Source organism: Burkholderia sp. Tr-20390 (assembly GCF_017104595.1).
GTDB lineage: Bacteria > Pseudomonadota > Gammaproteobacteria > Burkholderiales > Burkholderiaceae > Burkholderia.
The window spans coordinates 1-22,564 of the sequence record NZ_JAAGPC010000054.1 but is presented as its reverse complement, the minus strand read 5'-3'; the positions used below and the strand labels follow the sequence as shown (position 1 = coordinate 22,564).

21 protein-coding genes and 1 pseudogene are annotated in these 22,564 nt (G+C 67.3%); 14 read left to right on the top strand and 8 right to left on the bottom strand.

The genetic code is table 11. The annotated features are described in order from the left end of the window. The first annotated feature begins 176 nt into the window (after nucleotides 1–176). Nucleotides 177–728, top strand: a complete 552-nt coding sequence (locus tag G3N98_RS17015) for a periplasmic heavy metal sensor (RefSeq protein WP_089473365.1) — start codon at nucleotides 177–179, stop codon at nucleotides 726–728. A gap of 70 nt (nucleotides 729–798) precedes the next feature. On the opposite strand, the gene G3N98_RS17010 is transcribed toward G3N98_RS17015, so the two are convergent. After that, the gene (locus G3N98_RS17010; protein WP_206148741.1) at nucleotides 799–1,494 is read right to left on the bottom strand and encodes a pirin family protein; all 696 of its coding nucleotides are present in this window, start codon (nucleotides 1,492–1,494) and stop codon (nucleotides 799–801) included. 369 nt (nucleotides 1,495–1,863) lie between these two features. Between G3N98_RS17010 and G3N98_RS17005 the strand changes: the two genes are divergently transcribed. The 4 genes from G3N98_RS17005 (at nucleotide 1,864) to G3N98_RS16990 (ending at nucleotide 5,074) form a co-directional block, all read left to right on the top strand. Continuing rightward, entirely contained in the window at nucleotides 1,864–2,646 is a 783-nt protein-coding gene (locus G3N98_RS17005; RefSeq protein WP_143329468.1) for an ABC transporter substrate-binding protein, read from the top strand. Between the two features lie 231 nt (nucleotides 2,647–2,877). After that, nucleotides 2,878–3,567, top strand: a complete 690-nt coding sequence (gene hisQ / locus G3N98_RS17000; protein ID WP_021158491.1) for a histidine ABC transporter permease HisQ — start codon at nucleotides 2,878–2,880, stop codon at nucleotides 3,565–3,567. Beyond that, nucleotides 3,564–4,277, top strand: coding sequence for an ABC transporter permease (locus tag G3N98_RS16995; protein ID WP_175237947.1), 714 nt, complete (start codon nucleotides 3,564–3,566; stop codon nucleotides 4,275–4,277). Before hisQ ends, G3N98_RS16995 begins: the two co-directional genes overlap by 4 nt. 17 nt (nucleotides 4,278–4,294) lie before the next feature. Continuing rightward, complete coding sequence (locus tag G3N98_RS16990) at nucleotides 4,295–5,074, top strand: ABC transporter ATP-binding protein (protein ID WP_089473787.1); 780 nt, start codon at nucleotides 4,295–4,297, stop codon at nucleotides 5,072–5,074. Between the two features lie 54 nt (nucleotides 5,075–5,128). Here G3N98_RS16990 and G3N98_RS16985 read toward each other — a convergent pair whose 3' ends face one another. Further along, complete coding sequence (locus tag G3N98_RS16985) at nucleotides 5,129–5,626, bottom strand: GNAT family N-acetyltransferase (protein WP_011352855.1); 498 nt, start codon at nucleotides 5,624–5,626, stop codon at nucleotides 5,129–5,131. A gap of 133 nt (nucleotides 5,627–5,759) precedes the next feature. Here G3N98_RS16985 and G3N98_RS16980 point away from each other — a divergent pair, with 133 nt between their 5' ends. Next, a complete protein-coding gene (locus G3N98_RS16980; RefSeq protein ID WP_069249347.1) occupies nucleotides 5,760–6,686 on the top strand; it encodes a LysR family transcriptional regulator in 927 nt (308 codons plus the stop codon). 562 nt (nucleotides 6,687–7,248) lie between these two features. Further along, nucleotides 7,249–8,328 (top strand): porin, encoded by a 1,080-nt coding sequence (locus G3N98_RS16975; RefSeq protein ID WP_206148740.1) that lies wholly within the window; start codon nucleotides 7,249–7,251, stop codon nucleotides 8,326–8,328. Between the two features lie 143 nt (nucleotides 8,329–8,471). Here G3N98_RS16975 and G3N98_RS16970 read toward each other — a convergent pair whose 3' ends face one another. Both G3N98_RS16970 and G3N98_RS16965 read right to left on the bottom strand, forming a co-directional pair. Further along, a complete protein-coding gene (locus G3N98_RS16970) occupies nucleotides 8,472–8,810 on the bottom strand; it encodes a P-II family nitrogen regulator (RefSeq protein ID WP_006398637.1) in 339 nt (112 codons plus the stop codon). A gap of 83 nt (nucleotides 8,811–8,893) precedes the next feature. Next, entirely contained in the window at nucleotides 8,894–10,600 is a 1,707-nt protein-coding gene (locus G3N98_RS16965; RefSeq protein ID WP_206148739.1) for an NAD+ synthase, read from the bottom strand. Between the two features lie 110 nt (nucleotides 10,601–10,710). Here G3N98_RS16965 and G3N98_RS16960 point away from each other — a divergent pair, with 110 nt between their 5' ends. Further along, complete coding sequence (locus tag G3N98_RS16960) at nucleotides 10,711–11,889, top strand: GNAT family N-acetyltransferase (RefSeq protein ID WP_206148738.1); 1,179 nt, start codon at nucleotides 10,711–10,713, stop codon at nucleotides 11,887–11,889. 5 nt (nucleotides 11,890–11,894) lie between these two features. On the opposite strand, the gene G3N98_RS16955 is transcribed toward G3N98_RS16960, so the two are convergent. Then, nucleotides 11,895–12,050 (bottom strand): hypothetical protein, encoded by a 156-nt coding sequence (locus G3N98_RS16955; protein ID WP_206148737.1) that lies wholly within the window; start codon nucleotides 12,048–12,050, stop codon nucleotides 11,895–11,897. Nucleotides 12,051–12,194: 144 nt separating this feature from the next. Between G3N98_RS16955 and G3N98_RS16950 the strand changes: the two genes are divergently transcribed. Both G3N98_RS16950 and G3N98_RS16945 read left to right on the top strand, forming a co-directional pair. Further along, on the top strand, nucleotides 12,195–13,229 hold the full coding sequence (locus G3N98_RS16950; RefSeq protein ID WP_206148736.1) for an AraC family transcriptional regulator: 1,035 nt from the start codon (nucleotides 12,195–12,197) through the stop codon (nucleotides 13,227–13,229). Nucleotides 13,230–13,278: 49 nt separating this feature from the next. Continuing rightward, nucleotides 13,279–14,097: a GIY-YIG nuclease family protein gene (locus tag G3N98_RS16945; RefSeq protein ID WP_206148735.1), complete on the top strand. Its 819-nt coding sequence runs from the start codon at nucleotides 13,279–13,281 to the stop codon at nucleotides 14,095–14,097. 54 nt (nucleotides 14,098–14,151) lie between these two features. On the opposite strand, the gene ppa is transcribed toward G3N98_RS16945, so the two are convergent. Then, nucleotides 14,152–14,679 carry an inorganic diphosphatase gene (gene ppa / locus G3N98_RS16940; RefSeq protein WP_034178734.1) on the bottom strand — a complete coding sequence of 176 codons (528 nt, stop codon included), beginning with the start codon at nucleotides 14,677–14,679 and terminating at the stop codon, nucleotides 14,152–14,154. A gap of 519 nt (nucleotides 14,680–15,198) precedes the next feature. Between ppa and G3N98_RS16935 the strand changes: the two genes are divergently transcribed. The 4 genes from G3N98_RS16935 (at nucleotide 15,199) to G3N98_RS16920 (ending at nucleotide 19,306) form a co-directional block, all read left to right on the top strand. After that, nucleotides 15,199–16,638, top strand: coding sequence for an aldehyde dehydrogenase family protein (locus G3N98_RS16935; protein ID WP_089473372.1), 1,440 nt, complete (start codon nucleotides 15,199–15,201; stop codon nucleotides 16,636–16,638). Between the two features lie 92 nt (nucleotides 16,639–16,730). Then, nucleotides 16,731–17,489, top strand: coding sequence for an SDR family oxidoreductase (locus G3N98_RS16930; protein ID WP_089431563.1), 759 nt, complete (start codon nucleotides 16,731–16,733; stop codon nucleotides 17,487–17,489). 128 nt (nucleotides 17,490–17,617) lie between these two features. After that, entirely contained in the window at nucleotides 17,618–18,922 is a 1,305-nt protein-coding gene (locus G3N98_RS16925; protein WP_089473374.1) for an MFS transporter, read from the top strand. An 18-nt stretch (nucleotides 18,923–18,940) separates the two neighbouring features. Continuing rightward, nucleotides 18,941–19,306, top strand: coding sequence for a DUF4180 domain-containing protein (locus G3N98_RS16920; RefSeq protein ID WP_206148734.1), 366 nt, complete (start codon nucleotides 18,941–18,943; stop codon nucleotides 19,304–19,306). A gap of 96 nt (nucleotides 19,307–19,402) precedes the next feature. On the opposite strand, the gene G3N98_RS16915 is transcribed toward G3N98_RS16920, so the two are convergent. After that, entirely contained in the window at nucleotides 19,403–20,590 is a 1,188-nt protein-coding gene (locus G3N98_RS16915) for a heme biosynthesis protein HemY (protein WP_089426083.1), read from the bottom strand. Between the two features lie 2 nt (nucleotides 20,591–20,592). Continuing rightward, nucleotides 20,593–22,497: pseudogene (gene hemDX / locus G3N98_RS16910) on the bottom strand (fused uroporphyrinogen-III synthase HemD/membrane protein HemX); the annotation flags it as partial. Nucleotides 22,498–22,564 lie beyond the last annotated feature (67 nt).

Here is a 22,564-nt window from a genome sequence, read left to right as displayed (position 1 = left end):
GACGAAAGGGTTACTGCGGGTTACCGCGCAAGGGAACTGTAATGCGCGGTAACCCGGCCACCGCCCCACGTAACACCGGCCGCAGCCTGCATCGCTAACCTGCGTCTTACCGGATGCGGCACCCGGTTTTCCCGGACCCGCATCGCCGGACCCTTTGGATACAAGGAGTTTCTGAAATGTATAAGAAGACTTCCCGCGTGGCCATCGCGGCCGCCACCGTGCTCGCTCTCGCATTCGGCACCGCGCATGCCGCGCAGCCCAACGACATGCCGCCTCCGGGCGGCCCCGGCGCCCACCAGATGCATGGCGGGCACGAAGGCGGCCCGTTCGGCGCAATCATGAAACTGCACGACCAGCTGAAGCTCAACGCGTCGCAGGAACAGCAATGGCAGGCGGCCGTCAACACGATGAAGCAGAACCGTGACGCGATGCGCAAGAGCCACGAGCAGATGCGCGATCAGTTCAAGGCGCAGCAGAACCAGCCGATCCTCGACCTGAGCGCGATGCACTCGGCACGCCAGCAGGCCGAGGCGCAGAACGCGCAACTGCGCGAGCAGACGTCCGCCGCGTGGCTCACGTTCTACAACGGGCTGAACGACCAGCAGAAGACGATGGTCAGCACGGCGCTCAAGCAGCAGTTCGCGAAGATGGAACAGCGCCACGAGAAGATGAAGGAGCGCTGGGAGCAGCATCGCGCGGCCAAGGCCGCGTCGGCGCCGGCGCAGTAAGCCGGCGGGCCGCTCCGCGCAGCGGCATCGAAGGGGACACGGGCACCGGCCCGCGTCCCCTTTTTGCGTTTCAGGCGACGTCGAACAGCAGCACCTCGGCCGCCTGGCCGCACGCGAACGCCACCGCGTCCACGGCACCGATCCGCGCGCCGTCGCCCGCGGACAGCGCGTAGCCGTTCACCTCGACGTCGCCGCGCACCACGTGCACGTACGCGCGGCGCCCGGCCGGCACGTCGAACGCCGCCGCCTCGTCGCCGTCGATCAGCCCCGCGAAGATGCGTGCGTCCGCGCCGATCGGCAGCGCACCGTCGCCACCGTCCGGCGCCGCGACGAGCCGCAGCCGGCCGCGTTTCTCGTCATCGGCAAAGCGCGTCTGCACGTAGCCGGGCCGGCCGCCTGCCCCGGCCGGCGCGAGCCAGATCCGCAGCAGGCGCAGCGGCTCGTCACGCGACGCGTTGGTTTCGCTCAGCATGACGCCGCTGCCGGCGCTCATGCGCTGCACGCCGCCCGCACGGACGATCGCCCCGTTGCCGAGGCTGTCGCGATGCGCGAGCGCGCCGTCGAGCACGTAGGTGACGATTTCCGCGTCGCGGTACGGCCGCATCCCGTAGCCGCGGGTCGGCGCGATGCATTCCTCGTTCAGTTCGCGCAACGCGCCGAACGCCGGCGGCCCGCTCCGGCCGGACGCCCCAGGAAAGCTGTGAAGGAATTCGTGCCAGCCATGGCTGCGCTGGTCGCGATCGGCGGCGCGGCGGATCTGGAACATGGAACGGACACTCCGTGGGATGCAGGGTTCTGCCATGCCATCACTGTATGAGTGTGCCAATCGCGCCACAATCCGCCGCCTGCGCACCGCATCGTTGCACCTGCGGATGCAATCGATGCAATGTCCATTGCGAATGCAGCGATTATCGCAACAGCCGGATCAATGCGTCGAAGAATCGATCGGTCGGCCCGGATTGCCGGTTTCCGGGTATCGCGTTCGGGTAAAATACCGGCCTTTTGGCGTTCGCCGTTCCGGCGGCCGCCATTGCCACAGCGCCGATCGGCGATTTTTGGCCGTCTAGAATACGCCGCGGCGCCCGGTCCTACCGGCCGCGAGTGCTCCCGGAAAGTCAGCAACAGAAGGATGGAAATGAAGAAGGCCGCCCTGTGCGCCGCCCTCGCCCTCATGGCGGGCAGCGCCTTCGCGAAGGAGTGGAAGACCGTGCGGATCGGCGTCGACGCCAGCTACCCGCCGTTCGAGTCGACCGCGCCGAGCGGCGAGATCGTCGGTTTCGACGTCGATCTCACCAAGGAAATCTGCAAGCGAATCAACGTGAAATGCGTGTGGGTGGCGCAGGATCTCGACGGGATCATCCCGGCGCTGAAGGCGAAGAAGTACGACGTCATCGTGTCGTCGCTGACCGTCACGGACAAGCGCCGCGAACAGATCGACTTCTCCGACAAGGTCTATGACGCACCGGCGCGGATGATCGCGAAGACCGGCTCGCCGCTGCTGCCGACGGTTGCATCGCTGAAGGGCAAGCGCGTGGGCGTCGAGCAGGGCTCGACGCAGGAAACCTACGCGAAGGCGTACTGGGAGCCGCAGGGCGTGACGATCATTCCTTACCAGAACCAGGACCAGGTCTACGCCGACCTCGGCTCGGGCCGTCTCGACGCGACGCTGCAGGACGAGCTGCAGGCCGACTACGGCTTCCTGCGCACACCGCGCGGCAAGGGCTTCGCGTTTGCCGGGCCGGAAGTGAAGGATCCGAAGACGATCGGCGACGGCACCGCGATCGGCCTGCGCAAGGAGGATACGGACCTGAAGCTCAAGATCAACAAGGCGCTGGCCGACATGCACAAGGACGGCACGTACGACCGGCTGTCGCACAAGTATTTCGCGTTCAGCGTCTATTCGGCTTCGGCCCGCTGAGCAACGAAAAGAAGAGACGACGGATGCGGGGGCGGCCCCGCACCCGGGCAGTACAGGCAGTCAACCACGCGCCGCCCGCCCCCTGCCCGCCGCTCGCGCGACGGACGGGCCCGGCACCGATGCCGGGGCGGACGGTCACGATACGCACGGGGCGTTCCGCGCAGCTTGGGCGGAATGCGTCTTTCGCGGCGCACCGCGTGCGCCCTAAGGGACCACACCAGGGACCACTCAATGTTTCTACAAGGTTACGGCCCGCTGATCCTCGCAGGCACCTGGCAAACCGTCAAACTGGCGGTGCTTTCGCTTGCGCTGTCGTTCCTGCTGGGCCTGCTCGGCGCGGGCGCGAAGCTGTCGCGCAACCGCTTCACGAACGGCGTCGGCACCGTCTACACGACGCTGATCCGCGGCGTGCCCGACCTCGTGCTGATGCTGCTGCTGTTCTACAGCCTGCAGATCTGGCTGAACATGGCGACCGACGCGCTCGGCTGGGACCAGATCGACATCGACCCGTTCCTCGCCGGCGTGCTCGTGCTCGGCTTCATCTACGGCGCGTATTTCACCGAGACGTTCCGCGGCGCGTTCCTGTCGGTGCCGCGCGGCCAGCTCGAGGCCGGCAGCGCGTACGGGATGACGAACTGGCAGGTGTTCACGCGGATCATGTTCCCGCAGATGATGCGCTTCGCGCTGCCCGGCATCGGCAACAACTGGCAGGTGCTCGTGAAGTCGACCGCGCTCGTGTCGATCATCGGCCTCGCCGACGTCGTGAAGGCGTCGCAGGATGCCGGCAAGGGCACGCTGCGGTTCTTCTTCTTCACGCTGATCGCGGGTGCCGTCTACCTCGCGATCACGACGATCTCGAACTTCGTGCTGATGTGGCTCGAAAAGCGCTACTCGACCGGCGTCCGCAAGGCTGACCTATGATCGAACTCATCCAAGAATACTGGCGCAACTATCTCTACACCGACGGCTATCGCATCACCGGTGTCGCGATCACGTTGTGGCTGCTGGTCGTGTCGATCGGCCTCGGCTTCTGCCTGTCGATACCGCTCGCGGTCGCGCGCGTGTCGAAGAAGAAGTGGCTGTCGGGCGCCGTGTGGCTCTACACGTACGTGTTCCGCGGCACGCCGCTCTACGTGCAGCTGCTGCTCTGCTACACGGGCCTCTACAGCCTGCAGGCCGTGCGCGGCACGCCGATGCTCGACGCGTTCTTCCGCGACGGGATGCACTGCACGCTGCTCGCGTTCACGCTGAACACCTGCGCGTACACCACCGAGATCTTCGCGGGCGCGATCAAGGCGACGTCGTACGGCGAGATCGAAGCCGCGCGTGCGTACGGGATGTCGCCGTTCACGATGTACCGCCGCGTGATCCTGCCGTCGGCGCTGCGCCGCGCGCTGCCGCTGTACAGCAACGAAGTGATCCTGATGCTGCATGCGACCACCGTCGCCTTCACCGCGACCGTGCCGGACATCCTGAAGATCGCCCGCGACGTCAACTCGGCGACCTACATGTCGTTCCATGCGTTCGGCATCGCCGCCCTGCTCTACCTCGTGATCTCGTTCACGCTCGTCTGGCTGTTCCGCCAGGCCGAGCGCCGCTGGCTCGCGTATCTGCGCCCGCAAGGCAAGTAAGTTTTCGCAGGACTATGATGAATTCCCAGACTCAAAAGCTTTTCGTCGACGATCTGCACAAGCGGTACGGCGACAACGAGGTGCTCAAGGGCGTGTCGCTGAAGGCGAACTCGGGCGACGTGATCAGCGTGATCGGCTCGTCCGGTTCCGGCAAGAGCACGATGCTCCGCTGCATCAACTTCCTCGAGCAGCCGAACGCGGGCCGCATCTTCGTCGACGGCGAGGAAGTGCGCACCGCGCTCGACAAGACCGGCGCGCTGCGCGCCGCCGATACGAAACAGCTGCAGCGCGTACGCACCAAGCTGTCGATGGTGTTCCAGCACTTCAATCTCTGGTCGCACATGAACGTGATCGAGAACGTGATGGAAGCGCCGGTGAACGTGCTCGGCATCCCGAAGAAGGAAGCCGAGGAACGTGCGCGCACGTATCTCGAGAAAGTCGGCCTCGCGCCGCGCGTCGAGAAGCAGTATCCGTCGCACCTGTCGGGCGGCCAGCAGCAGCGCGTGGCGATTGCGCGCGCGCTGGCGATGCATCCGGACGTGATGCTGTTCGACGAGCCGACGTCGGCGCTCGACCCGGAGCTGGTGGGCGAAGTGCTGAAGGTGATGCAGAAGCTCGCCGAGGAAGGCCGCACGATGATCGTCGTCACGCACGAGATGGGTTTCGCGCGCAACGTGTCGAACCACGTGATGTTCCTGCACCAGGGCCGCGTCGAGGAAGAAGGCGTGCCGTCCGAGGTGTTCGCGAACCCGAAGAGCGAGCGGCTGCGCGGGTTCCTGTCGGGCAGCCTCAAGTAACGCACGCCGTTTGAGCGGGCGCCCGCGGTTCGCCGCGCGGCGCCCGTTTTGCGTTTACGCGGCGCTCACCGGCGCGCTGTCGGCGAACGCGCGCAGTTCGTCGCCTGCGAGCCGGTAGCGCACCCATTCGCTCTGCGGCGCCGCGCCGACGCTCTCGTAGAAGCGGATCGCCGGCTCGTTCCAGTCGAGCACGCTCCACTCGAAACGCCCGCAGCCCGACTCGACCGCGATCCGCGCGAGCGCCTTCAGGAGCCGCAGCCCGGCGCCCGCGCCGCGAAAGCGTGGCGATACGTACAGATCCTCGAGATACAGCCCCTGCCGGGCCAGCCACGTCGAATACGAGAAGAAATACACGGCGAAGCCGGCCGGCTCGCCGTCGACCTCGCACATCAGCGCGCGCGCCGGCGATCCCTCGCCGAACAGGCTGCGCTCGAGCGACGCGGGCGTCGCGATCACTTCGTGTTCCGCCTTCTCGTAGATGGCCAGCTCGGTGATGAAACGCAGGATCTGCGGCACGTCGGCGACGGTGGCGGAACGGATGTCGATTTGCACGGGTTGAGCCCTCCTCCGGCCCTGGCTTGTAACGGGAAACGATGCCGCGCAGCCGCGCTGGCACCCATCAGAGCGTCATGCTACGTTCACGCAGCCCCTGCAGGAAGTGCAGTTTATTCATCCAGACCTGAACATGATGCATCCCGATCTGCGCCGCCTCGACCTGAACCTGCTGCTCGTGTTCGATGCGCTATACCGCCACCGGTCCGTCGCCGCGGCCGCGCACGAGCTCGCGTTGAGCCCGTCCGCCCTGAGCCACGCGCTCGCACGGCTGCGCGACGCCATCGGCGACGCGCTGTTCGTGCGCCTCGGCAACGAGATGCAGCCGACCGTGCGCGCCGACGACATCGCCACCTGGGCCGGCGACGCGCTCGACACGATGTCGAAGGGGCTCGCCCGCGCACGCCGCTTCGATCCCGCGCAAAGCGACCGCACTTTCGTGTTCGCAGCGACCGACTACACGGCATTCGCCGTGCTGCCGGCGTTTCTCGCCCGCATCCAGCATGTCGCGCCGCAATTGCGGATCCGCGTCGTGCATTCCGACCGGAAGATCTCCGTCGACGAACTCGCGGCCGGCCGCATCGATTTCGCGCTCGGCTACCACGAGGAATCGGCGGCCGACGCGCCGGGCATCGAGGATTTCGACTGGTTCTCCGACGACTACGTCGTGATCGCGAGCGCCACGCATCCGGAGATTCGCCGGCGCCTGACGCTCGACCAATACCTGGCGGCACGCCACGTGGTCGTCACGCCGTGGAACGAGTCGCGGGGTGTCGTCGACCATGTGCTCGACCGGCTCGGCCTCGCGCGGCAGGTCGCCGTGCAGTTGCCGACCGTGCTGGCCGCGCCGTTCGTGATCGCGGAATCCGCGCTGCTGATGACGGTGCCGAACCGCGCCGCGCAGGCGTTGCGGCACGCGGCGCCGATCCGCCTCTTTCCGGCGCCGTTCGAGATTCCGCGCTACACCGTGAAGGTCTACTCGCACGCGAAGCATGCGCGCACCGATGCACATCGCTGGATTCGCGCGCAGCTGCTCGACGCAAGGCCCGCCGCTGCCTGACCGACACAGGTTGGCACCTCGCGCCGGGCGTTGCCGGACAAGCGTTTCAGGCACCCGCAGGCCCTCTCCGGCAGCCGTCCATTCATTACGAAATACTTACCAATTTCTCGCATCCGACGCTTACGCCCGCGCCCTCGCAGCGTCAATAGTGGCAATCCTTGACCCCTGTTTGCAAAACTCGTGTCTCCCTTGCGGGACAAGGGTTTTCCGTTAATTGCAAACCCTCGGCACCCCTGTTGCCCACCGTGTTGCATGGCAATTTGGCGACACGTGTTAGTCAAACAACGATTTCCATCGCCACAAAATTGTATTTTTGCTAAATTAGTAACCAAAGTAGCAAAACGAAGTTCGTGAAATGTAGTTTAGCTTCACGACACTACAAGGAGACCCCGCAGGCCGACCCGGCTGCGCGGGACCGCTCAACGGTTTTCCGTCCGCTTGCCCGCGTGCTGCGCTTACCGGCCCTGCACGAGGTCTCCCTGGTTATCCCGCTTTTGCCCGGCGCTCGCGCTCCGGGCATCTCGTGCAGTCTGGGTTGACTTTTTGACAGGGTATGGAGGAGATGATGAAGAAAGCTTTGGTCGCGGCCGCGCTGATGGCTGCTGGGGTGGTGACGGCGCACGCGCAGAGCAGCGTCACGCTGTATGGCCGCCTGGATGCCGGCATCGAGTACATGAACGGCCTGCAAAACGGCCACCAAGTGCGCGCGGAAAGCGGCGACTGGGGCACCAGCCTCTGGGGCTTGAAGGGCACCGAGGACATCGGCGGCGGCAACAAGATCCTGTTCCACCTCGAAGGCGCGTTCAACACGATGACGGGCGGCTTCAGCGGCTCGATCTGGGATCGTTTTGCGACGGTCGGCATCTCCAACGATCGCTACGGTACGCTGCTGTTGGGTCGCGAGCTCGCGATCGCCAACGGCGTGTGGGACTTCGACCCGTTCGGCCAGTCGGCCTGGTCGACGGCCTCGCTGGTGCGCGGCCGCAACTGGAACAAGACCAGCAACAACGTGTCGTACCAGTCGCCGTCGCTCTACGGCCTCGACTTCTACGGCCAGTTCTCGTTCTCGAACTCGACCAGCTTCAACGGCAACACGACGGCCGGCCAACCGGGCCGTGCAATGGGCGGTCAGGTCACCTACACGAACTCGCTGTTCCAGTTGCGCGGCATCTACGACGAAACGCGCGACAGCAACGGCCGCTTCTCGGACGTGTTCAACTACTCGCGTGAATACTTCGCGGGCGTGAACGTGTTCCTCGGCCAGTTCAAGGTGCAAGCGGCCTACCAGGCATCGCGCGCGGACGGCAGCGGCGGCCCGGCAGTGAACGCCGGTGTGACGGGCACCCAGCAGGTCTGGGGCGGCGTGACGTGGCAGGCAACGCCGGCAGCGGCGCTGATCGCGGCCGTGTATCACGTGAACGCGAACCACGGCGGCGGCAACGCGAACATCTACACGATCGGCGGTTCGTACAACATCTCGAAGCGCACGCTGTTCGACCTGCAGGCCGCGACGGTGCGCAACAGCTCGTCGGCCAACTTCGGTCTGAACGCGAACGGTGCAGGCACCGCCGTGTCGACCGGCAACCCGCATCCGGGCGGCAGCCAGACCGGCGTCTACGCCGGTATCCAGCACCTGTTCTGATCAGGCGCCGTTCTCAAAGAATCGATTCAACGACGTTTTCCACGCTGCTGCGAGAGGCGCGTATCGGTGCGGTACCCAACCGGGTATCGCACCGTTTTTTATTGGCGGGCCGGCTTTGTGCGGCCCTTCGACGAAGGCGGCGCTCAGACGGCCGCTTCGTTCTCTTCGCCCGTGCGGATGCGGATCACACGCTCGACATCCGACACGAAGATCTTGCCGTCGCCGATCTTGCCGGTGCGCGCCGCGCCGATCACCGCATCGATCACCTGGTCGACCTGCGCTTCCGCGACGACCACCTCGATCTTCATCTTCGGCAGGAAGTCGACGACATATTCGGCGCCGCGATACAGCTCGGTATGGCCCTTCTGGCGGCCGAAGCCCTTCACTTCCGTCACGGTCAGGCCCGTGAGACCCACTTCGGCGAGCGCTTCGCGGACTTCGTCCAGCTTGAACGGCTTGATGATGGCAGTGATGCGTTTCATGGTGGTTGTCCCCCAATGCTCGTTTGGATGCAAAATCGCGACCCCGATTGTAAGCCTGCGCGCCGCACGCGGCCCAGCACCGCTCAATCGAGACGTTCGGTAAAACGTGACGTGATCGGGTAGCGCCAGTCGCGCCCGAACGCGCGATGCGTGACGCGGATGCCGATCGGCGCCTGGCGGCGCTTGTATTCGTTGATCTTGATGAGCCGCGTCACGCGCTCGACGTCGGCCTGCGCGTAACCGGCCGCGACGATCTCGGCGAGCGGCCGGTCCTCTTCCATGTACATGCGCATGATCGCGTCGAGCACGTCGTACGGCGGCAGGCTGTCCTGGTCGGTCTGGTTCTCGCGCAGCTCGGCCGACGGCGCACGCGTGAGGATCCGCTCCGGGATCACGTCGCGCAGCGGGTAGTCGGCCGTTTCGTTGCGATAGCGGCACAGCCGGTACACGAGCGTCTTCGCGATGTCCTTGATCACCGCGAACCCGCCGGCCATGTCGCCGTACAGCGTGCAGTAGCCGACCGCCATCTCGCTCTTGTTGCCGGTCGTCAGCACGATCGAGCCGAACTTGTTCGACAGCGCCATCAGCAGCGTGCCGCGAATGCGTGCCTGGATGTTCTCCTCCGTCGCGTCTTCCGCGCGGCCCGCGAACTCGCCCGCGAGCGATGCGCGGAACGCATCGAACATCGGCGCGATCGCGATCTCGTCGTAGCGCACGCCGACGCGCCGCGCCATCTCCGCCGCGTCGGTGGTCGAGATGTCGGCCGTGAAGCGCGACGGCATCATCACCGCGCGCACGCGCTCCGGCCCGAGCGCATCGCATGCGACGGCCAGCACCAGGGCCGAATCGACGCCGCCCGACAGCCCGATCAGCACGCCCGGAAACCCGTTCTTGCCGATGTAGTCGCGCACGCCCGTCACGAGCGCGCGGTACACCTGCGCGTGCGTCGACAGCTCGGGCGCGATCGCGCCCGGCAGCGGCCGCGCGCCGTCGAATTCGACGATCGCGTGCCCTTCGTCGAACTGCGGCATCTTCGCGACGAGCGCGCCCTGCGCGTCGAGCACGAACGAGCCGCCGTCGAACACGAGCTCGTCCTGGCCGCCGACGAGGTTCACGTACACCATCGGCAACCCGGTTTCGCGGATCCGTGCGCGCAGGATGTCGAAGCGCACCGCTTCCTTGTTCATGTGGTACGGCGAGCCGTTCGGGATCAGCAGCACCTGCGCGCCGGCCGCCTTCGCGATCTGCGCGGCCGACGCGTGCCACGCATCCTCGCAGATGATCACGCCGTACTTCACGCCGTTCAGCTCGAACACGAGCGGCTCGGCGTCGGTCGCGAAGTAGCGCTTCTCGTCGAACACCTCGGCGTTCGGCAGGTCCTGCTTGCGGTAGGTGCCGACGATCTCGCCGCCGACGATCAGGGAAACCGCGTTATAGGTATCGGTGGGCGGCACGCCGCGCTCGATCGGGCGGTTTGCATTACCATCGACGGCTGGCGCGTGCGCGCCTTCGCCCATGCCGCGCAGCGGATGGCCGACCAGCACCGCGAGCCCGTCGAATGCCTTCAGCGCGTCGGCGAGCGCATCGAGTGCCGAGGCCGCCGCCGCGTAGAACGCGGGCCGCAGCAGCAGGTCTTCCGGCGGATAGCCGGACAGCGCGAGTTCCGGCGCGACCATCAGCTGCGCACCATCGTTGTGCGCGGCGCGGGCGGCCGCGACGATTCGCGCGACGTTGCCGGCGAAGTCGCCGACGGTGACGTTGATCTGGGCAAGAGCGAGTCGGGTCTTCATGGCGGGATCGGCGCAGCCCGGCGGCGCGCCCTGAACGGCTGACGAAATCGTCCCGGTGCGGGCCGCGCAGGCCCGCGCATCCGGCGACACAGAACGGTACGGATTCACGCTTGAAACACGAACGCATCGATTATCGCACGGGCATCCTGTCGTCCCCCGCGGAGGTGCCGGCCGAAGAATGGAACGCGCTACTCGCCCGCGACGCGCAGCCGACCCCCTTCCTGCGCCACGAATTCCTCGACGCGCTGCACGTCGCGCGCTGCGCGGTCGACGATACCGGCTGGTCGCCGCACTTCGTCACGCTGACCGACGAGCGCACCGGCCGCCTCGCGGCCGCCGCGCCCGTCTACGCGAAACAGCATTCGTACGGCGAATACGTGTTCGACTGGGCGTGGGCCGACGCGTACCAGCGCAACGACCTGCCCTACTACCCGAAGCTGCTGTGCGCGGTGCCGTTCACGCCCGTGCAGGGCACGCGCCTGCTCGCGGCCGACGACGGCGCGCGCCGCCGGCTCGCGGCCACGCTGCTCGCGTTCGCCGAGCAGAGCGACGTGTCGTCGCTGCACGTGCTGTTCCCGACCGGCGACGAAGCGGCGCTCCTCGAATCGATGGGGATGATGCTGCGCGAAGGCGTGCAGTTCCACTGGATCAACGACGGCTACCGCCACTTCGACGATTTCCTCGGCACGCTCGAGCAGAAGAAGCGCAAGAACATCCGCGCCGAGCGGCGCAAGGTGCACGACGCGGGGGTGACGTTCCGGCGGCTCACCGGCGACCAGATCACCGACGCCGACTGGCGTTTCTTCTCGCGCTGCTACCGGCAGACCTATCGCGAACACTATTCCAGCCCGTACCTGAATCTCGACTTCTTCCGCACGATCGGCGCGACGATGCCCGAGAACCTGCTGCTCGTGATCGCGGAAGCCGGCGGGCAGCCGATCGCGAGTGCACTCGCCGTCTACCGGCGCGGCGAAAACGGCGGCGGCACGCTGTATGGCCGCTATTGGGGCGCGCTCGAACACGTGCCCTGCCTGCATTTCGAAACGGCCTACTACCAGTTGCTCGAATTCTGCATCGAGGCCGGGCTCGATACATTCGAAGGCGGCGCGCAGGGCGAACACAAGCTCGCGCGCGGCTTCCTGCCGACCGTCACGCACTCCGCGCACTGGCTCGCGCACCCGGCGTTCTCGGACGCAGTGGCACGTTTTCTCGAACGCGAGACCGAGCATATCCATGCGTACGTCGACGAACTGCGCGAACACGATCCGTTCCGGCGCGGCGGCCAGTAACGTCATCAACGGCACCGGCATGCGACGAAGTCACGGCCCGGCTTCGCCGCATGCCGCACGGCCCATTCGGCCCGGTGCGCGGCACGCGTCACCGTCGTCGGCAACGCCTGGATCGCGCACGCGCACGCAATCGTCGAACGCCGGAACAGCGAAGTTTTCATTGATCCGCCTGAATCGATCTGTTGTACTTGTCACCCCACTCCAGCGTCCCAGTTAAAAGAAATCGACCGGTCACCATGCTTGACCGGCAGGAGCAGTACCTGACCTCTCGCAGCGGGGGCAACCCGAAGGTCATGGAGAGAGACATGGAGTTACGACAGAAATCGGTATCCGTCCGGGTCTACCGACAGGCGCTCGACGACATGCGCCGCAACGGCTTCGACGTCGCGCCGCTGTATGCGACGCTCGGCATCGGCGCGGCCGATCTCGCCGACGACGCGCGGCGCATCCCCGGCGATCGGCATGTCGCCGCGATGCGGCTGATGAGCGACTGGCCGTTGTCCTGGCATCGGCCGCCGCCACAGGTCGTGCCGTGGCTCGCACCATTCCCCGAACTCGCGGGCATCACCTGCAACGCCGCGACGCTGCGCGACGCGCTGCACGGCTACCTGCGCTACCGCGAACTGATCGGCAACGTCGACTGGCTTTTCGCGCATGAAACGGGCGACGCGATCGCACTCGAGTACGTAAACGAAGGTGACGGAAGGCCCGCCAGCAGCGCGTTCGCGAATTTCGCGATCCTCGTCGCGCTCGCGCGCCTGTACGATCCGCACGTGCGGATCGACGAAGCCGCGTTCGCGGGCCGCGCGTTCGCGCCGACGGCCGCGCTGCGCGATCTCCTCGGCGCGACGGTGTCGTTCGATGCCGCATGCAACCGCGTCGTGCTGCGCTCCGCGCGCTTCGACACGCCGTTCGAGTGCTACAACGCGCCGCTCGCGGACATCCAGCGTCAGGCGGCCGACGCCGCGCGCGAGCGCGTGCGCGCCCGCTCGACGTTCGGCGCGTCGGTCGAGCAATGCGTGCGCGACTGGCTGCGCACGTCCGGCGACGCCGACGTGCCGTCCGACACGCTGATGGAGCACGTCTGCGCGCGCTTCGCGATGTCGCGCTGGACACTGCGCAGGCGGCTGCATCGCGAAGCGGTCGGGTTTCATGCGCTCGTCGCGCAGGCGCGGCTCGGTGAAGCGCGCGACCTGCTGCTGAATACGCAACTGCCGATCGGCGAGATCGGCGCGCGGGTCGGCTTCCGTTCGACGAGCGCGTTCACGCGCTTCTTCACGCGCGAACTCGGCGCGGCGCCGAGCCGCTTTCGCGACGGGCACGGCGAGCGGTGGCGTTGACGGGCGCTTTTTCTGAGACACTGGCGGCTTCGCATCCTGCCGCCCTGCCATGTCCTGGTTTCTGTATCTGATCGAATGCGCCGACGACAGCGTCTATACGGGCATCACGACCGACGTTGCCGCGCGCTTCGACGAGCACGCATCCGGCAAGGGCGCGCGCTATACGCGCTCGCGCAAGCCGCGTGCGGTGCTCGCGTCGTTTCCATTGCCCGACCGGTCGAGCGCGTCGCGCGCCGAGTACTGGGTGAAGCAGCTCACGGCGGTGCAGAAGCGGGAACTGGCGGCCGGGTTGCGGACGCTGGAGTCGGTGCTGCCGGCCGTCGTGGCCGTCGATACCAGCGGTGACGAGGCCGGGTTGAAGGCCGGTGCGCGCGGGCGGAAGAAGGCGAAGAACGTCGATCGTGCGGAGAAGACGGTCGAGACGGGCAAAAGCCCGAAGAAGGCCGGAAAGGCCGGGAAAGCCGAAAAGGTCGACAAGCCTGCAAAAGCCGCCAAGTCTCCCAACGCGACAAAAGCCGCCCCGGTCGCACTGCGCAAGAAGCCCGACAACGATGGGGTCGCAAAAAAGACTTCATCGCGCGACACACCGGTAAAAAAGGACAAGCCGGCCGCACCCGCTTCGTCGAAAGGAAAGGCGCCTGCAGCCAGCGGCAAACTCATCACGACCGGACGCGAAGATGCCGCGCCCGCACCGGCCCGCCGCCGCCCGGCTGCTACCCACGCCGCCGAAGCGCCGGCGGCTCCCGTTGTCCCTCGCCTCGCGAAGCGCACGATGGACGCGCCGTCCACCGCCCCGTCGCCTGCGGCCGTACCTGCGGCTGTACGCAAACGCCCCCAACGCACAAAACAAAACCGCGCGGCCTCCTGAGGAGACACGCGCGGTTGGCGTTTCGCACGAACCGGCCGTCGGCCGGTACACCGCTTACTTCTTGTAGTTCGCTGCGCCGTCGGTGATTTCCTTGTGCGCGGCTTCGATGCCGGCCCAGCCTTCGACCTTCACCCACTTGCCCTTCTCGAGCGCCTTGTATTGCTCGAAGAAGTGCTTGATCTGGTCCTTCAGGTACTCGGGCACGTCGTCGATCGACTTCAGGTTTGCCGTCATCGGGCAGATCTTGTCGTGCGGCACGGCGACCAGCTTCGCGTCGACGCCCGACTCGTCGGTCATCTGCAGCATGCCAAGCACGCGCGAGCGCACGATCGAGCCTGCCAGCAGCGGGAACGGCGTGATCACGAGCACGTCGACCGGATCGCCGTCACCCGACAGCGTCTGCGGGATGTAGCCGTAGTTCACCGGATAGCGCATGCCCGTGCCGATGAAGCGGTCGACGACGAGAAGGCCCAGTTCCTTGTCCGCCTCGTACTTCACCGGATCGCTTTGCGCGGGAATCTCGATGATCACGTTGAAATCTTGCGGCAGGTCCTTGCCGGCCGGAACATGATTGAAGCTCATGAGCACTCTCTGTAGGTCGATGGGAATTCGGGACAGGGCGCCGCGGCCGATGCATCGCCGCAGGCGTCCCGCAAGGGAATGCGCCATTATAGCCAATCGACCGGTGGCGTCCGGATGACGATCGGCCGATAATCGTTCCGGATGCCCGGCCGTTGAATCATTGGCCGCGTGACGTGGAATCGGTGTCGGCGGTTGAAGCGCTGTCGCCGGCCGACCGCACAACTTGGGGCCCGGGTGAGCGCTGAGGCGCCAATTCGGAGCGACCGTGAAGCATGGGGCCAGAGTAAACGCTGAAGCGCCAACTCGGGCCGACCGCGAAGCATGGGACCCGAGTAAGCGCTGAAGTGCCAACTCGGGCCGACCGCGAAGCATGGGACCCGAGTAAGCGCTGAAGCGCCAACTCGGGTCGACCGCGAAGCATGGGACCCGAGTAAGCGCTGAAGTGCCAACTCGGGTCGACCGCGAAGCATGGGACCCGAGTAAGCGCTGAAGCGCTAACTCGGGTCGACAGGAGCTGGCATGGAAGAGGCGAAGCACTTCATCGCGGGCGAATGGACGTTGCCCGCGCAACTGGAAACCATCGCGGTCGTCGATCCCTCCGACGGCCAGCCGTTCGCGTCGATCGCCCGCGGCACGGCGCCCGACATCGAGCGCGCGGTCGCCGCGGCCCGCGACGCATTCGCGGGCCCGTGGGGCGCCGCCAGCGCCGCCGAGCACGGCCGCGTGCTGATGCGCCTGTCGGCGCGTGTCGCCGCCTCGATCGACGAACTCGCCGCGATCGAAGCGCGCGACACCGGCAAGCCGCTGAAACAGGCGCGCGCCGACGCAGCCGCGCTCGCGCGCTACTTCGAGTTCTATGCAGGCGCCGCCGACAAGCTGCACGGCGAAACCCTCCCCTATCAAGCCGGCTACACGGTGCTGACGGTGCGCGAGCCGCACGGCGTCACGGGCCACATCGTGCCGTGGAACTACCCGATGCAGATCTTCGGGCGCAGCGTCGGCGCCGCGCTCGCGGCCGGCAACGCCTGCGTCGTCAAGCCAGCCGAGGATGCGTGCCTGTCGTTGCTGCGCGTCGCCGAGCTGGCCGTCGAGGCCGGGCTGCCAGCCGGTGCGCTGAACATCGTCACCGGCTACGGCCATGAAGCCGGCGCCGCGCTCGCACGCCATCCCGGCATCGACCACATCTCGTTCACGGGATCGCCGGCCACCGGCAAGCTGGTCACGCAGATGGCGGCCGAGAACCACGTACCCGTCACGCTCGAACTCGGCGGCAAGTCGCCGCAGATCGTGTTCGCCGACGCCGATCTCGAAGCGGCGCTGCCCGTGCTCGTGTCCGCGATCGTGCAGAACGGCGGGCAGACCTGTTCGGCCGGCAGCCGCGTGCTGATCGAGCGCGCGGTGTACGAGCCGCTCGTCGAGCGGCTCGCCACCGCGTTCAACGGGCTGCGCGTCGGCCCGAGCCGCGCCGACCTCGACTGCGGCCCGCTGATCAACGCGAAGCAGCAGCAGCGCGTGTGGGATTTCCTGTCCGACGCGCAGCACGACGGCATTCCGATGGCCGCGCACGGGCAGGTCGTCGCCGACGCGCCCGAAAGCGGCTTCTACCAGGCGCCCGCGCTGCTGCGCGACGTGCCGCCGTCGCACCGGCTCGCGCAGGAGGAAGTGTTCGGCCCCGTGCTCGCCGCGATGCGTTTCGTCGACGAGGACGAAGCCGTCGCGCTGGCGAACGGCACGCCGTACGGCCTCGTCGCGGGCATCTGGACGCGCGACGGCGCACGCCAGATGCGGCTCGCGCGGCGCCTGCGGGCGGGCCAGGTGTTCATCAACAACTACGGCGCGGGCGGCGGCGTCGAGCTGCCGTTCGGCGGCGTCGGCCACTCGGGGCATGGCCGCGAGAAAGGCTTCGAGGCACTGTACGGCTTCACCACGCTGAAAACGATCGCGATCCGGCACGGCTGACCGCGCCGCATGCAGCACCTGGCACGCGGCCGGCAGCGCCCGGCCGCGTGCCGAAGCACGACGACACTCATATCCAGCACAGGAGACACACCATGCGGTTGAGCGGCAAGACGGCAATCGTCACGGGCGGCGGCTCGGGATTCGGCGAAGGCATCGCGAAGACCTATGCGCGCGAAGGCGCGAACGTCGTCGTCAACGACCTGAATGGCGCGGCAGCCGAGCGCGTCGCGAGCGAGATCGCGCTCGCGGGCGGCAAGGCCATCGCGGTGGCCGGCGACGTGTCGAGGCAGGACGACTGGCACGCGCTGCTGCAAGCCTCGCTCGACGATTTCCATGCGGTGCAGATCGTCGTGAACAACGCCGGCACCACGCACCGCAACAAGCCGGTGCTCGACGTGACGGAAGCCGAATTCGACCGCGTGTACGCGGTCAACATGAAGAGCCTGTTCTGGTGCGTGCAGACCTTCGTGCCGTACTTTCGCGAACAGGGCGGCGGCGTCTTCGTGAACGTCGCGTCGACGGCCGGCGTGCGGCCGCGGCCAGGCCTCGTCTGGTACAACAGCACGAAGGGCGCGATGATCACCGCGAGCAAGTCGCTCGCGGCCGAGCTCGGCGCCGACCGCATCCGCGTGAACTGCATCAACCCCGTGCTCGGCGAAACGGCGTTGATGACCGAATTCATGGGCTGCGAGGACACCCCCGAGAACCGTAGCCGGTTCCTCGCGACGATCCCGCTCGGCCGCTTCTCGACGCCGCAGGACATCGCGAACGCGGCGCTTTACCTTGCCTCCGACGAAGCTGAATTCATCACGGGCGTTTGTCTCGAAGTCGACGGCGGACGCTGCATCTAGCCGCATCGCGCTGTTCGCGTGCCGCGCCGGGTTTCGCCGGCCGGCACGGCATCCACGCATTGCTTCGCACGAAACCGGATCGGGTGCCGCTGCGCCCTCCCCGGCCAACTATAAGGACAGGAGACAACATGGCAACATCGACGCAGTCGCTGCCGGGCTCGTCCGGCGCATTCGAGGAAGCGACCTACCGCAAGGTGTCGTGGCGGCTCGTGCCGCTCCTGCTGCTGTGCTACGTGGTCGCGTATCTCGACCGCGTGAACGTCGGGTTCGCGAAGCTGCAGATGGCGAGCGACCTGAACCTCAGCGACACCGTCTACGGGCTCGGCGCCGGGATCTTCTTCTTCGGCTATTTCCTCTTCGAGGTGCCGAGCAACATCATCCTGCACAGGGTCGGCGCGCGCGTGTGGATCGCGCGGATCATGGCGACGTGGGGCGTGATCTCGATCCTGACGATGTTCGTCACGACGCCCACGATGTTCTACGTGATGCGCTTCCTGCTCGGCGTCGCCGAGGCGGGCTTCTTCCCCGGCGTGATCCTCTACCTCACCTACTGGTATCCCGCGCACCGGCGCGGCCGCATGACGACGTTCTTCATGACGGCCGTCGCGCTGTCCGGCGTGATCGGCGGGCCGCTCTCGGGCTTCATCCTGAAGGCGTTCGACGGCATCAGCGGGTGGCACGGCTGGCAATGGCTGTTCCTGCTCGAGGGTATCCCGTCGGTGCTGGTCGGCGTGGTCGTGTTCCTCAAGCTGGACGAGCGGATCGAGAAGGCAAACTGGCTGACCGACGACGAAAAGGCGCTGCTCATGCGCAACGTCGCTGCCGAAGAGGCCACCAAGGAAGACCCGCCGCTCGGCGCCGTGATGGCGAGCCCGCGCGTGTGGCTGATGGCGCTGATCTACTTCTCGTTCGTGATGGGGCTTTACGGCGTCGGCTTCTGGCTGCCGACCATCATCAAGGCGACGGGCGTGACCGACACGCTCATGATCGGCCTGCTGTCGGCGATTCCGTATGCGGCCGCCGTGGTCGCGATGATCCTGATCGCACGCAGCGCGGACCGGCACCGCGAGCGCCGCTGGCACGTCGCGATCCCGGCCGCGATCGGCGCGCTCGGGCTCGTGCTGTCGGTGATCTGGGCGCACCAGACCGCGCTCGCGATGCTCGGCCTCACGCTCGCGACGATCGGCATCCTGACGACGTTGCCGCTGTTCTGGAGCCTGCCGACCGCCTTCCTCGGCGGCACGGCGGCCGCGGCCGGCATCGCGATGATCAACTCGATCGGCAACCTCGCCGGCTTCCTCAGCCCGTACATGATGGGCTGGCTCAAGCAGGCAACGGGCGCCAACGATTCGGGCATGTACATGCTCGCCGGGTTTCTCGTGCTCGGCGGGCTGCTGGCGCTGTCGGTACCGAAGCGGCTCGTCGACAAGTAACGCAGGGAGCCAACCCGCATGCTCCACCGAATCGTCCAGGCAGCCGGCCACCGTGTGCTGGTCCGCGATCCCGCCGCTGGCCTGGTTCAGCGCGAAAGCGATGCGCTCGATCTCGTCGCGCTCGCGCACGCGCATGAGGCCGATTGGGTCGCGGTGCCCGCCAACGCGCTGCACGAGGATTTCTACCGGCTCGATAGCGGGCTGGCGGGCGCGGTGCTGCAGAAACTCGTCAACTACGGCGTCCGGCTCGGTGTGGTCGGTGATATCGAACGCTGGCTCGCGCGCAGCGAAGCGCTTCGCGCGCTCGTGCGCGAATCAAATCGCGGGCAATCGGTGTGGTTCGTCGCGAGCGAGGAAGACCTGCTGCGCAGGCTCGGCGCGTAACGTACCGCGCGCGCCCGCTGCGTCGCGATCGACGAAAAAAAGCCCCGAAGGCCGCCAGGCGTTCGGGGCTGGTTTGCGCCGCAGCGCCGCAGCGCGTCAGACCACGGTAATCGCGAGCGCGCTTTCGCGGTAATGCTTCGCAGCCTTGTCGGTTTCGCCGAGATGCTCGAACAGCCGCGCGAGCGCGCGATGCGCACGCACCTTCAGCGCCTCGTTGTCGGCCAGCTTCAGTGCCGATTCGAGGAACGACTGCGCCTTGCCCCACAGCTGCTGCTGCTGGCACAGGCGACCGAGCGCGAACAGCAGGTCGGCATCCTCCGGGTGATCCTTCTTCCACCCTTCCGCCTTCTGGATCAGCGGCAGCGCATCGGCGCCGGCCGTATCCGGATAACGGCGCAGCAGGCGCGCATCCCAGTTGTGCGCGAGCGCATCCTCGACGATGCGGCGCGCTTCGTTGCGGCGCTCGAGCGGGACGAGCAGATCGGCGGCGAGATCGGCAAGACGCGGCGACTGGCGCTCGGCCGGCGACAGCGACTGCCACACCTCGAGCAGCGCGTCCGGGTCGTGCCGGCGTTCGCGCAGCAGGTTTTCCGCGGCCTGCTGGCGCAGTCGCACGGCTGCCGCCGGATGCAGCGCCTCGCGCTTCTCGAGCGCTTTCGCGAGCTTCAGCACCTCGGCCCAGTTCTTCAGCTGCTGCTGCGCGCGCAGCGCGACCTGCTGCGCATGGATGCGCTTGCCGCCCGCCTGCAGGTCGGCCAGCGCGGCAAGCGCGCCGTCGGCATCACGCGCATCCGCGCGCATGTCGGCCGCGGCGAGCAGCCGTGCATCCTGCCATTCCGGCGCGTCGACCTTCGACAGCCAGTCGTCGCGGCGCGTGTACTCGTGCATCCGGTGCGCGGCGGTGGCCCCGACGAGACTCGCGGCACCCAGGTTCGCATCGACCGACAGTGCTTCACGCGCGGCCTTCTCCGCGCGCGAGAAGCGGCCCGCATACAGGTTCGCGATCGCGTCGCGCAGCGATGCCTGTGCCTTCTCGTTGCGCGAGCGCGCCCGATACGCGGCGACCCGCTGCGGCATGCGCCAGATGTTGCGCACGATGCGCAGCAGCGCATACACGACGATGAACAGCACGACGATCGCGATCACGAACAGGTTCAGCGACACGTCGATCCGGTACGGCGGATAGACGAGCAGTACCTGCCCCGCGTCAAAACGGCCGACGGTGGCGAGCGCCGCGGCGATCGCGAACAGGACCGCGAGCCAGACGATTCCTCGAAGCGTCATCGTTACCCCCGGCTCTTGAACTGCTGAACGGCGTTCAGGCTCGTGTTCAGGTTCGGCACCGCAACCGTCAGCGATGCGCCGTCAACCTGCTTGAGCAGATCCTCGACGGTCTGCGTGTCCTTCGATGCCTGGTCGAAATACTTCCCGAGCGACGCCTGTGCGGCGTGCAGGTCGGCCTTCATCGCGCTGTCGTTGCGCGCGAGCAGCGACAGGCGGGCGGTCAGCAGGCGCAGCTTCACGTTCTCGCGCACGAAGTAGCCCTGGTCGGGCGACGCGAGCATCGCGTCCGCGTTGTCGATGCGGCGCACCTGGACGAGCCCCTTCAACTGCTGGCCGAGGCCGGCCGAGAAGTCGTGCCACCACACCTTCCAGCGCGGCTCGCCGGCCACGGCCGACGACGCGGCGTCGGCCGGCACGGCCTTCGGCGCCTCGTGCGGGACGATCGCCTCGCCGGACAGCGGCAGCGCGTCGATCTTCGCGATCGCATCGTCGAGCTTGATCGCCAGGCCCGTGAGGTCGGCCGCCGGTGCGGCCTTCAGCTTCTCGATGTCCAGCGCGAGCGCCTTGCGGACCGTGACGGCCTGCGCGCTCTGCGACGTGGCGAGGCGCGCGTCGGCGTTCTGCAGCGCGATCAGCGCGAGCTGCGTGTTGCCGGTCAGCTGAAGCTGCTGGCTCGCGCTCGACAGCATCTGGTCGACTTCCTCGAGCATCCACGCATCGCGGTTGCGCGACAGGTCCTGGTATTGCTGCTGCAGCGCCTGCTGCGCGCTCTGCGCGTCGGCGAGCTTGCCGTCGAGCTGCGCAAGCTGTGTGTCGACCTGGTGCGTGCTCGCGAGCGCCTGCTCGGTCTTCATGCGCGTCTCGGCCGTCTGCGCATCGAGCGCCTTCTGGCGCGTGACGAACGTGCCGTCGAGCCGATCGATCTTGCGGTTCAGCGCGTAGCCGCCGACGCCCGCCGCGCAGCCGAGCACGACGACGACGAACCACAGCACCGCGCTGCCGCCGCGGCGCGCGGGTGGTTCGGCGCCCATGTAGGCGGGGCGGGACGGCGGTGCGGATGCAGCGGCCGGCTGGGAAGCGACGCTTTTGGAATCGTTGGTATCTGTCATGCGTTTAGTCACCGGTGCGGCTGTCGCCGGTTGGACGGCCTCCTCGGCCATCGTTCGAAACGCGCGGACGATGCGCTCATCGCCCGCGCCGGTCAGCGTAATCCTATCAAAACCCAATGAACGCGCGGTCTGCTCGATCCGCGGATGCGGCGTCACGAGCGGCGCGTGCTTCAGCGCGTCGATCTCGGCATCGTTCAGGTGCGCCCGCGCGAGTTCGTGCAGGTTGCGCACGCCTTCCGAGCTCGTGACGAGCCACGCATGCGGTTCGCCGTGAAGCAGCGCATGCACGCGCTCCCACGCGCCGACGCGCGGCTCGGGCACGACGCGCCGGTAGGCGGCGACGAGCGTGACGTCCGCGCCGGCCTCGCGCAATCGTTCGGCGAGCCATTCGCGACCGCCGTCGCCGCGCACGATCAGCACGCGCTTGCCCGCCAGCGCCTGCGCGCCGCCGAACGCGGCCTCGATGCACGCGAACAGGCTTTCCGAATCGTAATGGGGTACGCCGCCGTCGGCCGGCGCCTGCGGCGCGATCACGCGATGCGCGGGCGCCGCGATGCCGTGACGCTCGAGCGCCGCGACGCTGCCGGGCCCGACCACGCCGACCGGCAGCGCGTTCGGCCAGATCGCGCCGTACTGCGCGAGCGCGCGGTCGATCGCGTTCGGCGAGACGAAAATCACCAGCGCGTAGTCGGCGAGCGCCGCGAATGCCGCGTCGAGCGGCGCGGGATCGTCGACCGGCGCAATGTCGATCAACGGGAATTCGAGCACGTCGCAGCCGGCCTCGGCCAGGTGCGAAGATCGGAAGAGCGTCGGGGAGGGAAAGAGTGTATGGGATGGGTGGAATGCGCGTGGGGTGGGGAGTATA

Excerpts from the sequence above, each read along its gene's own strand:
- G3N98_RS16915 (WP_089426083.1), bottom strand. The coding sequence starts at position 20,590 with ATGACGCTTCGAGGAATCGTCTGGCTCGCGGTCCTGTTCGCGATCGCC.
- G3N98_RS16970 (WP_006398637.1), bottom strand. The coding sequence starts at position 8,810 with ATGAAACGCATCACTGCCATCATCAAGCCGTTCAAGCTGGACGAAGTC.
- ppa (WP_034178734.1), bottom strand. The coding sequence starts at position 14,679 with ATGAGCTTCAATCATGTTCCGGCCGGCAAGGACCTGCCGCAAGATTTC.
- G3N98_RS16935 (WP_089473372.1), top strand. The coding sequence starts at position 15,199 with ATGGAAGAGGCGAAGCACTTCATCGCGGGCGAATGGACGTTGCCCGCG.
- G3N98_RS16930 (WP_089431563.1), top strand. The coding sequence starts at position 16,731 with ATGCGGTTGAGCGGCAAGACGGCAATCGTCACGGGCGGCGGCTCGGGA.
- G3N98_RS16975 (WP_206148740.1), top strand. The coding sequence starts at position 7,249 with ATGATGAAGAAAGCTTTGGTCGCGGCCGCGCTGATGGCTGCTGGGGTG.
- G3N98_RS16945 (WP_206148735.1), top strand. The coding sequence starts at position 13,279 with ATGTCCTGGTTTCTGTATCTGATCGAATGCGCCGACGACAGCGTCTAT.
- G3N98_RS16955 (WP_206148737.1), bottom strand. The coding sequence starts at position 12,050 with ATGAAAACTTCGCTGTTCCGGCGTTCGACGATTGCGTGCGCGTGCGCG.
- G3N98_RS17015 (WP_089473365.1), top strand. The coding sequence starts at position 177 with ATGTATAAGAAGACTTCCCGCGTGGCCATCGCGGCCGCCACCGTGCTC.
- hisQ (WP_021158491.1), top strand. The coding sequence starts at position 2,878 with ATGTTTCTACAAGGTTACGGCCCGCTGATCCTCGCAGGCACCTGGCAA.
- G3N98_RS17010 (WP_206148741.1), bottom strand. The coding sequence starts at position 1,494 with ATGTTCCAGATCCGCCGCGCCGCCGATCGCGACCAGCGCAGCCATGGC.
- G3N98_RS16995 (WP_175237947.1), top strand. The coding sequence starts at position 3,564 with ATGATCGAACTCATCCAAGAATACTGGCGCAACTATCTCTACACCGAC.
- G3N98_RS16990 (WP_089473787.1), top strand. The coding sequence starts at position 4,295 with ATGAATTCCCAGACTCAAAAGCTTTTCGTCGACGATCTGCACAAGCGG.
- G3N98_RS16920 (WP_206148734.1), top strand. The coding sequence starts at position 18,941 with ATGCTCCACCGAATCGTCCAGGCAGCCGGCCACCGTGTGCTGGTCCGC.
- G3N98_RS16980 (WP_069249347.1), top strand. The coding sequence starts at position 5,760 with ATGATGCATCCCGATCTGCGCCGCCTCGACCTGAACCTGCTGCTCGTG.
- G3N98_RS16965 (WP_206148739.1), bottom strand. The coding sequence starts at position 10,600 with ATGAAGACCCGACTCGCTCTTGCCCAGATCAACGTCACCGTCGGCGAC.
- G3N98_RS16950 (WP_206148736.1), top strand. The coding sequence starts at position 12,195 with ATGGAGTTACGACAGAAATCGGTATCCGTCCGGGTCTACCGACAGGCG.
- G3N98_RS17005 (WP_143329468.1), top strand. The coding sequence starts at position 1,864 with ATGAAGAAGGCCGCCCTGTGCGCCGCCCTCGCCCTCATGGCGGGCAGC.
- G3N98_RS16925 (WP_089473374.1), top strand. The coding sequence starts at position 17,618 with ATGGCAACATCGACGCAGTCGCTGCCGGGCTCGTCCGGCGCATTCGAG.